This is a genomic window from Exiguobacterium sp. s34 (assembly GCF_018617435.1).
Classification (GTDB): Bacteria; Bacillota; Bacilli; order Exiguobacteriales; family Exiguobacteriaceae; genus Exiguobacterium; species Exiguobacterium aestuarii.
On sequence record NZ_JACSKE010000006.1, the window covers coordinates 195008 to 207432 of the forward strand.

The 12425-nt window shown below is 46.2% G+C and carries 13 protein-coding genes; 8 read left to right on the forward strand and 5 right to left on the reverse strand.

The features are described 5' to 3' along the window. The first annotated feature begins 186 nt into the window (after nucleotides 1–186). A complete protein-coding gene (locus tag KNO87_RS13430; protein ID WP_214790487.1) occupies nucleotides 187–720 on the forward strand; it encodes a YceI family protein in 534 nt (177 codons plus the stop codon). A gap of 26 nt (nucleotides 721–746) precedes the next feature. Here KNO87_RS13430 and KNO87_RS13435 read toward each other — a convergent pair whose 3' ends face one another. Continuing rightward, nucleotides 747–1730 carry a metal-dependent hydrolase gene (locus KNO87_RS13435; protein WP_026826711.1) on the reverse strand — a complete coding sequence of 328 codons (984 nt, stop codon included), beginning with the start codon at nucleotides 1728–1730 and terminating at the stop codon, nucleotides 747–749. 88 nt (nucleotides 1731–1818) lie between these two features. Here KNO87_RS13435 and mutY point away from each other — a divergent pair, with 88 nt between their 5' ends. The 4 genes from mutY (at nucleotide 1819) to KNO87_RS13455 (ending at nucleotide 5685) form a co-directional block, all read left to right on the forward strand. Further along, the gene (gene mutY / locus KNO87_RS13440; RefSeq protein ID WP_214796454.1) at nucleotides 1819–2853 is read left to right on the forward strand and encodes an A/G-specific adenine glycosylase; all 1035 of its coding nucleotides are present in this window, start codon (nucleotides 1819–1821) and stop codon (nucleotides 2851–2853) included. Then, the gene (locus tag KNO87_RS13445; RefSeq protein WP_214790484.1) at nucleotides 2840–3265 is read left to right on the forward strand and encodes a hypothetical protein; all 426 of its coding nucleotides are present in this window, start codon (nucleotides 2840–2842) and stop codon (nucleotides 3263–3265) included. The genes mutY and KNO87_RS13445 overlap by 14 nt, the downstream gene beginning before the upstream one ends. Before the next feature lie 89 nt (nucleotides 3266–3354). Further along, nucleotides 3355–3897, forward strand: coding sequence for a nucleoside tri-diphosphate phosphatase (ntdP, locus tag KNO87_RS13450; protein ID WP_015880896.1), 543 nt, complete (start codon nucleotides 3355–3357; stop codon nucleotides 3895–3897). A gap of 39 nt (nucleotides 3898–3936) precedes the next feature. Continuing rightward, nucleotides 3937–5685 carry an ABC transporter ATP-binding protein gene (locus KNO87_RS13455; RefSeq protein WP_214796456.1) on the forward strand — a complete coding sequence of 583 codons (1749 nt, stop codon included), beginning with the start codon at nucleotides 3937–3939 and terminating at the stop codon, nucleotides 5683–5685. A gap of 33 nt (nucleotides 5686–5718) precedes the next feature. Here the strand turns inward: KNO87_RS13455 and KNO87_RS13460 are convergent, their stop codons facing one another. The 3 genes from KNO87_RS13460 to KNO87_RS13470 form a co-directional block, all read right to left on the reverse strand. Beyond that, complete coding sequence (locus tag KNO87_RS13460; protein ID WP_214796458.1) at nucleotides 5719–6114, reverse strand: thiol-disulfide oxidoreductase DCC family protein; 396 nt, start codon at nucleotides 6112–6114, stop codon at nucleotides 5719–5721. A 53-nt stretch (nucleotides 6115–6167) separates the two neighbouring features. Beyond that, a complete protein-coding gene (locus tag KNO87_RS13465) occupies nucleotides 6168–7400 on the reverse strand; it encodes an MFS transporter (RefSeq protein WP_214796460.1) in 1233 nt (410 codons plus the stop codon). Nucleotides 7401–7518: 118 nt separating this feature from the next. Then, on the reverse strand, nucleotides 7519–8817 hold the full coding sequence (locus KNO87_RS13470) for a glutamate-1-semialdehyde 2,1-aminomutase (protein WP_214796462.1): 1299 nt from the start codon (nucleotides 8815–8817) through the stop codon (nucleotides 7519–7521). Nucleotides 8818–9008: 191 nt separating this feature from the next. Here KNO87_RS13470 and perR point away from each other — a divergent pair, with 191 nt between their 5' ends. Then, on the forward strand, nucleotides 9009–9440 hold the full coding sequence (gene perR / locus KNO87_RS13475; RefSeq protein WP_031421138.1) for a peroxide-responsive transcriptional repressor PerR: 432 nt from the start codon (nucleotides 9009–9011) through the stop codon (nucleotides 9438–9440). Nucleotides 9441–9476: 36 nt separating this feature from the next. On the opposite strand, the gene KNO87_RS13480 is transcribed toward perR, so the two are convergent. Further along, nucleotides 9477–9836, reverse strand: a complete 360-nt coding sequence (locus KNO87_RS13480) for a YgzB family protein (RefSeq protein ID WP_031421140.1) — start codon at nucleotides 9834–9836, stop codon at nucleotides 9477–9479. A gap of 103 nt (nucleotides 9837–9939) precedes the next feature. Between KNO87_RS13480 and KNO87_RS13485 the strand changes: the two genes are divergently transcribed. Then, nucleotides 9940–10878 (forward strand): nucleotidyltransferase-like protein, encoded by a 939-nt coding sequence (locus tag KNO87_RS13485; protein ID WP_251126198.1) that lies wholly within the window; start codon nucleotides 9940–9942, stop codon nucleotides 10876–10878. A 38-nt stretch (nucleotides 10879–10916) separates the two neighbouring features. Next, nucleotides 10917–12089: a PstS family phosphate ABC transporter substrate-binding protein gene (locus KNO87_RS13490; protein ID WP_214796464.1), complete on the forward strand. Its 1173-nt coding sequence runs from the start codon at nucleotides 10917–10919 to the stop codon at nucleotides 12087–12089. Nucleotides 12090–12425 lie beyond the last annotated feature (336 nt).

Genomic DNA, 12425 nt, shown 5'->3' on the forward strand with positions numbered 1-12425 from the left:
TGTATGCGCTTACATTTTTCGGTAAGCGAACGACTCCCTTTTTTCATCGTAACGGTATGTTGTGATAAAAGTCAAAATTTTTTGACAATAATTTGTCAATCTTTTGTAAAAACGTTTTGAAGTCAAGATTTGTGGTAATCAGTACACTGTGTACATTATTCAATTACGCATAAGGAGTGAATCAAGATGGCAAAGACATATCAAGTTGACCCAGCGCATAGTTCCATCACATTTACTGTCAAGCATATGATGATTTCAAAAGTGAAAGGTGAATTTAAAGAATTCGATATCGAAGCAAACGGTGATCCGAACGACTTGGCAAATGCGAGCGTAAAAGTGACGATTCAGGCGGCGTCCGTGGATACGAATAATTCAGATCGAGACAACCATCTCCGCTCAGGAGACTTCTTCAATGCGGAAGAATATCCACATATCGTGTTTCAATCAACATCTTTCCATTCCAAAGGGGGCGGAGAGTTCGAATTGACAGGAGATTTAACGATTCGAGGAACGACTCGGGAAGAAACGTTCGAAGTGGAGTATGAGGGAAGCGCAAAAGATCCGTGGGGAAACATGAAGCATGCTTTCTCTGGAGAAGGCTCTCTCAACCGGGAAGATTACGGATTAACGTGGAACCAAGCGCTCGAAGCGGGGGGCGTCCTCGTCGACAAGAAAGTCAAATTCGAGTTCGAGCTTCAATTCACTGAATCCGAGGCATAAGAAAAGTCGCTCGTGAGAGCGACTTTTTATTGTTCATACACTAATTTTTTCTGAAGACTGTCTTCGCTGAATACCCATCCAGTGAATGAAGACAAGACTTCATTCGACTGCTCGTCTACGATGACGACAGCGACGAACGGATACATATTTTTCGAGAAATACCGTAAGTTCGTGAAACGGTATTCAATCATTCCGTTATGGCGTGTCACAGTATACGTGTGAATTTTGGAAAACTCGAGGAACGCCTGTAAATCTGCATTTTTTCGAGCTTCGACGAAATGAAGGTCTTCTTCCCCTGGCATCGGTTTATCGCGGAAGCGACCACACTCGATGACTTTCCCTTTCTTCACTTTCACCGCTCCGAGCCCATCGCGGAAACGAACAGCGACGTGCCAGTCATCCCAACCGATTCCTGGTGAGATGAATAATTCGTGTGCACCAGCAAAGTGTCGTGCCACAGTGGCGAGCGCACGGTTACGCAATTTAAACTGAATTGCATAGTAACTAATGACAAGCGCAATAAGCAATGCAAAAATAGGGACAGTCGCACCGGTAATCATCCATAATGCATATGCACCGTAATAAGCGGAGAACAAGTACGGATCAAACGTTCCGATGACACCCCAGCCGATCCATTTCTTCGAAAACGGCTGTAGCGCTTGCGTCCCGTAAGCATTGAACAAGTCGACCGTGACATGTAACAAGACGGCGATTTGAGCCATTACCCATAGGGAGGCGGGATTGACGCCAAGAACCGTACCGATGACGGCGCTGACGATAATCGGCCAAGCAAGAAGTGCGGTGATTCCGTGTGAACGACCGCGATGCTGGCGTAAATACGTACTATTTCCTTTTAACTTAAAGACGGTGTCGAAGTCTGGTGCATGCGAGCCGACGAGAGCCGTGGCTGTCATGGCCAGAAACATCTGTGCATCACCTGACACCTCCGGGCTGAGCGTCGCGATGGCACTTAAACCAAGTCCCATACCAATGTGTGTCGCAGTATCCAATGTGCTTCAGCACCTCCATCAATAAACACAATATAACGTCATCTATTCCTATTTATCATACAATATTTTTAAAACGAGGGGAAACACAATGCTTAATCTTGATAAATTGTTCACAAATTATAATATTCATCAATTCAATGAGGAATTGGTTACATGGTTCAATCGTGAAAAACGTGATTTACCTTGGCGTCATGCGAAAAATCCATATCGCGTCTGGGTGAGTGAGGTCATGTTACAACAGACGCGAGTCGATACCGTCATCCCTTATTACAACCGCTTTATGGAACGATTCCCGACGCTTGAGGCGCTCGCTTCTGCTGAAACAGACGAAGTCGTCAAATATTGGGAAGGGCTCGGTTATTACTCACGCATCCGAAACTTACATGAAGCGGTCAAAGAAGTCGCTTCCGTGTACGATGGGATTGTCCCAGAAGAAAAAGAACGATTTGAAAAATTAAAAGGAGTCGGTCCGTATACGACGGGAGCGGTGCTGTCGATCGCGTACAATCAACCGGAGCCAGCAGTCGATGGAAACGTCATGCGCGTGATGTCACGTCAATTCGGAATCTATGACGACATCGCTGTACCGAAGACGCGTAAACTGTTTGAACAGGTTGTTCGGCGCTTGATGGACCCGCGCCATGCGTCTGATTTTAATGAAGGCGTCATGGAGTTAGGGGCAACGGTCTGTACACCGAAAAATCCGATGTGCTCGCTCTGTCCTGTTCAAGACACCTGTTACGCATATGCCCATCATGTACAAGATGAGCTGCCGGTCAAAACGAAAAAAGGGGCAGCACGTGTCGAAATGTATGATGCGTTATGCATCGAGAAAGACGGGAAAGTCGCCTATGAACAGCGACCGGAAAAAGGATTACTTGCTGGGATGTGGCAATACCCGCTTACCGAACGAGGAACGGGGGAACAGGTAAACGGAACTTATCTCGGGCAAGTGAAACACGTCTTCTCCCATATCGTCTGGTATATCGATTTATATCGAGTCGATACGCTCCCGAACGATGATGTCGTCTGGTTAGATGCTTCGGAGCGAGAAGTGAAGACGGTTTCTGTGGCTCAACAAAAACTAGAGCGATTGGCAGGTGGTGAAAGTGAGACGATTTGATGTAGAATCGACATACGATACGACGGTCGATACGCTATGGGATTTATTGCAGGATGCTTCGCTTTTGACGAAACTGACGAAGTTTCCCAAAGTACGTCTAGTGGGGGATGGTGCCTCGGTCGAAGGTAATGAAGTGAAGTTGTTCGTCGGAGTCGGTCCTATCGAGCTGCCGTGGAATAGTGCCATTACGATTTCAGGAAGACAGGCATTCTGCGATCAAGGGAAGAGATTGCCGTTTCCGTTTAAACGGTTTACGCACGTGCACCGGGTCGAGTCACGTGACGGAAAAGCGGTTATGATTGACGAAGTGACGTTTGATAGCTATGTTCCGAACATACTCGTCGAATATTTCGTGCTTCGTCCAATGTTTCAGGAACGGGCACGAGCCTTCCAAAAAACACTAAATTCATGAAAATAAGAGATTTCCTTTTTCATTGGTTCTGAAAGTCGCTATAATTAAATATGAGAATTGTATAGCATCATAGCGGAAAGGAGGAGCTTATGAGCTTATTTCCCAAAGCAGGTAGCAAAATCGAGATACAGAGCTACAAGCACAACGGAACTTTGCATCGCGTTTGGGAAGAAACGCTCGTCCTTCAGTCGTCAAAAACGGATATGATCGGATTCAATGACCGCATCATGGTCAGCGAGTCAGACGGTCGGCAATGGAGAACGCGAGAGCCGGCAATTTGCTACTTTTCATCTGAGTATTGGTTCAATGTCATCTGTATGATTCGCGAAGACGGGATTTACTACTACTGTAATCTAGGTTCGCCGACTACATTTGATGGGGATGAACGTGCCATCAAATACATCGATTACGATTTGGACATCAAGGTGTTCCCGGATATGTCGTATACGATTTTAGATGAAGATGAATATGAGCGGCATCGTCGCGAGATGAATTATCCGAAAGCGATTGATCGAATCTTGAAGCAGAACGTGCAAGAGCTGATCAACTGGATTCGAGGACGGAAAGGGCCGTTCAACCCAACATTCGTCGATGAATGGTATCGCGAATACGAAGCACGTTACCGGAGATGATTCCTCATCTCCGCTTTTTTTCTTAAAGAAGGAGGAACTATGGGTAGTATTAAACGTTATATGCAATTTGTTAAGCCGTATAAAAAACAAATTGCCCTAACGATTTTCGTCGGGATTTTAAAGTTTTCGATTCCGCTCGGATTACCGTTACTTTATAAATATGTCATCGATAATTATTTGGTAGAAGACGCGCCGAAACAGGACTACACGACGCTCGTCTGGCTGTTTAGCATCGTCTTCTTCATTTTCCTGGTCTTCAAGCCACCGATTGAATACTTGCGTCAATATTTGGCACAGTGGGCCGCAACGCGTGTCTTGTTCGATGTGCGGAACCGATTGTTCGACCACGTCCAGAAGTTGTCACTTCGCTATTATTCAAATAATAAGACGGGGCAAATCATTTCTCGGATCATAAACGACGTGGAACAGACGAAAGACTTCGTCATCACCGGATTGATGAATATTTGGCTCGATATGATTACCATTTTCATCGCCATCGGGATCATGTATACGATTGACCCACAACTCACATTGATTGCCGTGTTACCACTTCCGTTTTATGCGATTGCGGTCCGTTATTTCTATGGACGGTTGCGTCGTTTGACGCGCGAGCGGTCAGCGGCGCTTGCTGACCTTCAAGGTCATTTGACAGAGCGCGTGAACGGCATGGCGGTCATTCGGAGTTTTGCGTTAGAACCGTACGAAAACAAGGCGTTCGAACAACAGAACGGTGGATTCTTAAATGCGGCACTTAAACATACGAGTTGGAACGCCAAGACGTATGTCGTCGTATCGACGATCACCGATATCGCACCAATCTTGATTTTCACGACGGCATCATGGCTCGTCCTTCAAGGACCAGTAACGCTCGGTACGCTCGTCGCGTTCATCGCTTATATCGATCGTCTTTACGCACCGCTCGGTCGTCTCGTCAACTCGGCGACGACACTCACGCAATCGGTCGCTTCGATGGACCGTGTCTTCGAGTTTTTGGATGAGACGTATGATATCGAGGAGAAACCGAACGGATTCGTTCCATTATCAACAGCGGGTAAAATCGACCTTGAGCATGTGAGTTTTTCTTATGAACAGGATGGGACACGGGCGTTGAACGACGTGAACCTCCAAATCCGCTCCGGGGAACGCGTGGCGTTCGTCGGGATGTCCGGTGGTGGAAAGTCGACACTCGTCAGCTTGATTCCTCGTTTCTATGACGTGACGGATGGAAGCATCAAAATCGACGGAGTCGATGTGCGCGATTTCAAATTACGTGCACTTCGTGATCAAATCGGAATGGTGATGCAGGACTCAGTCCTCTTCAGTGAATCGGTCGCGATGAACATCCGCATGGGGAAACCGGATGCGACGGACGAAGAAGTCATTGCAGCGGCGAAGGCGGCAAACGCTCATGAATTTATTTCGAAGCTGCAAGACGGATATGCGACGCCGGTCGGGGAGAAGGGTGTCAAACTCTCTGGAGGACAAAAGCAACGACTCGCGATCGCGCGTGTGTTCTTAAAAAATCCTCCGATTCTGATTTTAGATGAAGCGACGAGTGCGCTTGATTTAGAGAGTGAAGCGATGATTCAAGACTCGCTTGCTCGTCTGACGAAGGGGCGGACGACGTTAATCGTTGCTCATCGCTTGTCGACCATCACCGACGCCGATCAAATCGTTGTCGTCGAGAACGGTCAAATCATGGAGACGGGGACGCACGAAGAACTGATGCGTCGTCGTGGAGCGTATTACGACCTGTATATGATTCAAGATTTAGCTGTAGTGGAATAACGAAAAAGTCGAGTCCTTGTGGGCTCGACTTTTTTAGCGGTCTAAAAATCGTTTACGAACATCCGGGGAAGGGAGCGTGCACACTTCCTTCTTCCCGAATAGACGTGTCCGATGTTTGGCGAAGAAATCATAGCCGCGATCACGAATCAGTTTAGGTACGAATCGGATGAACCGGAGCAGGCGCCAACGGCCATCAAGGTGCTCGGCAATCCGAATCGCTGCATCTGATTTCAAGTAAGGAACCCCTTCTTCAATGTAGACGATACTGTCGACTGATTCTGGAATCCGGTGTCGTGTTCTATACAACTGCCCGACCTCGCTTTGAAGTGATGCGAAGTGGATCGAGGCATGTCGGTCATGACGAATAATGAACTGGACACTGGCGTCGCAGAAGTTACAGTCTCCATCGAATAACACAATCGCAGGCAAGTGTTTCGCCTCCTTCATCGTACTGTTTTACCGTTTTGTCTTCATGGTAAACCTCAAGCCGCGAGTTGGCGAGCTGCTTGCATCTTGTAGAGGGAAACATAATACAAATATGCACCAAGTGCCCCGAAGATAAAGATATACCCACTCATCAAAACAGGACCGATGAAAGCACCGACGACAATGCCGGCCGCCGCCACGAGTTTGGCTCCATGGAACGTCAGTCCACCGAATGCGAGATACGAAGCACGCCGCTCAGGATCGAGCAAATCGACTTGTTTCACTTGTCGAATCGGAGAGTAGAGAAGCTCACCAATCGTAAAGACAATTGCGAGCGCGGCGAGAACGATAAATGAGTTCATCGATGTGATGGCGGCATAAGCCGTCACGTATAACGATAATCCGACGAAAAAGACGGCCTTCTCTTTAAAACGTTTGACGAACGCTGTGACGGCGAACGTGATGGCAACGACGAGTAATGTGTTTTCGAGTTGCATAAACGCCATCATGCGTACCCCGTCAATTGAAATGCCAAGAAGTTGACGACTTTCAAATGACTCTGCTAAATGAACCCCGATATAATTTGCCATATGGAACTCGGTCGAAAAGACGAGCATACTTCCGAGAACGAACGTAATCCAGCGTCGGTCGCATAAGGCGATTTTATAGTTTTCGATGACTCCGTGAATCGGGTTTGATGGAGTTGAGCGGTTACCCTTATACGTATCGACCAAATAGCGTTGAAGTACGATAGTTGTAACCGTGAGCACGATTGTCATACCGATAAAGAGACCGAACCGATGATCTCGATAAAAGGCGCCACCAAGCATGACACCTCCGGCAATCGCCAAATTGACGAGCCAATAGTCATACACATAGATGGCTTTTCGATTCGACTCTTCCATCGAATCGATGACGATGGCTTCGAGTGCCGGATAGTTCAAACCGTTCGACACAGCGTGTCCGAAGTAAAGGATGGCAACGACGAGTGCCCAGTTGTTCGATGGGTGAATGGCAACAGTCATGCCAAGGAAGCAGATGATTTGAATCACCTGACCAATTTGTAAGACAACCTTCCGATTGAACCGATCGGAAAAGTACCCACCAAATAGACCGGTCAAGTAACCGACGATCACGAATGAGATCATGATGATTCCAGCGGACACTTTGCCTAATTCCTCCGAGAAATAGAGCGCCATGAATGGGAAGATGGCGGAGCCGACGATTCGAATGCAAAATCCGCAAATAAGCCTTAAGCGGACGTTTAATGGAAAATCCTTAAATTTCATATTGTGAGCACCTCCTTGGTTCTACTGTAATGGGGGACGATGCAAGATAAAAAGAGACACTTTTGATGAAGATGTCCCCTTTTAGACAATAAAAAAGAGATGCTCGCGCATCTCATTCTTACAGTTGGGCAAACGAGCGATTGACCGCTTCGATTGTCTCGTCGATATCTTGTTCGCTATGCTCTGTTGTCAGGAACCAAGCTTCATATTTCGATGGAGCCAGGTTCACACCGTTTTCAAGCATCAACTTGAAGAATCGTCCGAATGTCTCACCGTCCGATTTTTCTGCACCATCGTAATCAGTGACGATTTCATCCGTGAAGTAAACGGTGAGTGCACCCTTCAAGCGGTTGATCGTGATCGTCACGTCATGTTTCTCTGCCGCTTCACGAATTCCTGCCTCAAGTCGTGCACCAAGCGTATCTAATTTTTCATAAACACCAGGTTGCTCGAGTACTTCGAGACAAGCGATTCCTGTCGCCATCGAGGCAGGGTTTCCTGCCATTGTGCCTGCTTGATACGCAGGTCCGAGTGGTGCGACCGTCTCCATGATTTCAGCTTTTCCGCCATAAGCGCCGATTGGTAGACCACCACCGATAATCTTTCCGAGTGCCGTCATATCCGGTTCGATGCCATACACTTGCTGTGCACTTCCGTATGTGAAGCGGAATGCAGTGATGACTTCATCATAGATGACGAGAGCGCCATGTTCATGCGTGATGTCATTGACGGCCTGAAGGAAGCCTGGCTTCGGTTCTACAATCCCGAAGTTCCCGACAATCGGTTCGACGAGGACACATGCGACCTGGTCTCCCCATTCTTTCATCATCTCACGGTACGCTTCGACGTCGTTGAACGGGACGGTGATGACTTCTTTAGCTGTGGCTTTTGTCACACCTGCCGAGTCAGGAGAACCGAGTGTTGCCGGACCACTACCTGCTGCAATCAGCATGAGATCCGAATGTCCATGGTAACAGCCACTGAATTTCACGACGAGTTCACGACCGGTGTAAGCACGGGCGACTCGGACTGTCGTCATAACAGCTTCCGTTCCGGAGTTGGTGAAGCGTACTTTATCCATAGAAGGAATAGCTTGTTTTAATTTCTTCGCAAACTCGACTTCAAGGCGGTGGGGTGTCCCGTAAAGTAAGCCTTTAGCAGAAGCGTTCATGAGTGCTTCATGAATGTGAGGGTGGGCATGGCCGGTAATGATTGGGCCGTATGCCGCCAAATAATCGATGTAGCGATTGCCGTCTACATCATAGAAATAGGCACCTTCGCCACGTTCCATATAAACAGGAGCGCCGCCGCCAACCGCTTTGAATGAGCGAGATGGGCTGTTGACACCTCCGACGATGTGAGTGATTGCATCTTGATATAATGCATCGGATGACTGACGATTTGATGAAGTAGTCATATGTATTGCCTCCTTATTCAAATTCGCACTTATTGTATCATAGCCGTCAACCGCATAAGCTCAGTGTTTGACGAGTAGTTGAGAAATCAGTACACTATTTATAAAGATTACTATGTAAGAAATAAGTTAATGTTCAAAACTATTTCGCATGAATTTTATAGAAGAAATGAGGGATTGACGTGGGAAGCGAAATGCTTGACCATGCTGTTCAGTCGCTCCGGGAACATGGAGTCAGAATGACGCCTCAGCGCCAGGCCATTTTGGAGTACCTCGTCACGGAGCATAGTCACCCAACAGCGGATGACATTTATAAGGCACTTGCCGCAAGGTTTCCAAACATGAGTGTGGCTACTGTATACAACAACTTGCGCGTCTTTAAAGAAGTAGGGCTTGTTCAAGAGATGAATTACGGAGACGCCTCAAGTCGCTTTGACTTTGTGACGTCGAAGCACTATCACATCATTTGTGACACGTGTGGAAAAGTCGTCGACTTCAACTACCCGGTATTAGATGAAATCGAATCGGTTGCATCTCAATTGACTGGATTCAAAGTTGATCGTCACCGTCTTGAAGTGTATGGAACGTGCCCATCTTGCCAATCTGAACAATCGCAGACACATTAAAAACCACATCCGAGCTCTCGGATGTGGTTTTTTGTGTCAGTCGGTTTGTTGTGACTGACGTTTGTTGTATTTTTCATCGAACTCTTTACCTTCGAGTGAGCGGTCAATCGTTAGTGGTTCGTCACAATGCATACATAAGTCGACGCGCCCGAGCATCTTCGTTTCTTTTTCGCAGTTCGGGCAGGTCACGATAATCGCTTTCGTAGATGCCATACCTACAATGAAGTAAAGGGCAGAGCTTGCGAGTACCATAACAAATCCTAGAAGCATGAAGATGATCATCAGCCACGTGATGGATTTTGCGAGAAGTCCGAGATACATGACGCCGATCCCGCCGAAGATTAAGAGTAATGCTATATTACGTGCGCGGTTGATTTTGTTCCCCCGTTTTTTCATGAGTGAATCCCTCCAATAGTCTGTCTCTATCATAGCTCATCTTCAAACGAGTGAGAAGTTCCTGCACTTTTTCGGCAGGAGTTTTTTGAAAAGAGGGCGAATCTTGTTCGTATCGAAAATGACAATCGTCATATATAGTCAACTTACGATTGGGAGAGAAGGGGTCCAGATGACGATGGAATATGCGACTCGCACTATTTATTCAGAATATGCTGCACTAAAAACGACACTCGGTATTATTGAAGTGAAGAAGAAACGAGCACGTGATCCTTTGACGGATCAGTCAGACCGTCTGCTCATTGTAATTGAAGCGAGACAGGAACCGTTTTGGACGGTGAAGCATTATCAGGTTGGTCAAGAAAGAATCGTCTTGCACGTCGTGAGTGATTCGATGATGGACAGATGGATTGTTTTAAATGAGAACCGACGCGCCATTCATTGGATTGAGGATGGGATTGTTCTATTTGAGCGGAATGAATACATCTTAGAATTACGACAACGGAATCGTAATTTGACGAATAGAGAGCAACGCCTACAATTATCACTTTCATTTGCGAAACTATTGCGCCGTTTTGAAGATGGTCGGTATTTATTTTTAGAAGGGGAATTCCAAGACGCCTTTACCCAGATTCACCATGCGCTTACACACTTGGCGCGGCTATCGATTCTCGAAGCGGGGATTCATCCTGAAATCGTGATGTGGGAACAAGTTCGGGCAATCGACCTTGAGATTTATAAGTTGCATGAAGAACTGGTTGGAGGACAGGAGACGCTCGAACAACGAATCCACCTTGTTGTGATTGGAATGGAACACTTGATTCAATCAAAAGTGTTGCCGGGAACACTTTTGTTACTTCAGACGATGCAAGAGAAAGAAGGAGCTTGGACATTCTCGGAATTGATGGATCACCCGAACTTAAATGAACTTCGTGTCGACCTCGGAAGTATCATCGGATTTTTAGTGAAAAAAGGATATGTTCGTACGGTCACGAGACCGACAAAGGGAGTTGGAGTAGAAGCAGTACTTTATGAGATTGCCTAATCCCTACACGAAAGCATGATGAGGAGACGATACGTCGCATGAAATTTTTGAAGTTTAGCATCGGAACGATTTTTATTCTATTTGTCACGTTTATGGTTTCCGTTGTTGTCGCTCTCTTTACGATGGGAGAACCAATCACGCAAGGACGCCCCATTCTTTGGACGATTTGGTATATAGCGGCTCTGTTGATTGTATGTATGGGGCTTTATGATTTTTCGCCTCTCTCAAATCGGAAAGTGAAACGGATACTTGGTTTGGGAGCTTTGTCAGGCGTGATGGTATTCGCTTCTGTCAAAGGGTACTACATGTATCAGGATTACTTAAAAATTGAAGAGCGTGGTGTAGAGTTGATCGATTATCAGCCATTTACAAATTCGGAGCGATTGGCAAAATTGAATCATCAAACATCGGTTTCGTTCGTAAATGGTGTGCCGCGATTGGACGGCACGACAGCCCTCTATCCAATGTATGCTTCATTTGTAGAAGCGGTATATCCGAACTCCGGAACATATGACCCATATAATGATCAGGCGAGTAAAGTCGTCTCGACGACAACGCCAGAAGCGTACAGTCGATTGATGAATGATCAAACTGACTTGATTTTTGTAGCGGGTCCGTCCAATCGTCAATTGCAAGTCGCAAAGCAAAAGGACGTATCTCTACATATGACACCGATTGGTAGAGAAGCATTTGTTTTCTTCGTTCATGAAGATAATCCGATCGAGTCTTTGACGATGGAACAAGTCCGTGGAATTTATGCGGGGGACATTCGCAATTGGCAAGAGGTCGGTGGTCACTCTGAATCCATTCGTGCTTTTCAACGACCAGAAGATAGCGGTAGTCAAACGGCATTGCAAAAGATGATGGGTGAACGAAAACTGATGGAGGCGCCAGTCGAAGATGTCCCTGAAGGAATGGGCGGAATCATTCAACAAACTTCATCGTATCGAAACCATAAAAATGCAATTGGGTTCTCATTCCGATACTATGCGACAGAAATGGTCAATGATCATAAGATCAAGTTACTTCGTATAGAAGGAATCGAACCGACCGTTGAAACGATTCAAGATGGATCATATCCATTGACCTCTGAATTCTACGCGGTCACGACTAAAGAAAAAGCAGAACAATTTGCTGAATTTCTAGAATGGCTAGGAAGCGAGGATGGGCAGACTTTGGTCGAAAAGACCGGTTACGTCCGTCTCAAATAAATTAGGTGATAGAGGTCTACTTTTCGTCATATAAACGGAAAGTAGATTTTTTTTAAAATTTTATCGTTTTTTGTATTGACGAAGTGGTAAATAGAGATTATAGTTATAAACGTTGTCACGGCAAAAGATTATTTCAGAAAAACAATTTGTGAAAAAAGTTGTTGACGGAAATGGTTGAAACGTGATAGATTAATGAAGTCGCCAAGAGCGACAGACGAACTTTGAAAACTGAACGATGAGGCAAAAAAAGTTTTACAATTTTTGAATGAAGCGCAAGCTTCGTCAATTTAAGAGCTATATCAAATTCTTTGGAGAGTTTGATCCTGGCTCAGGACG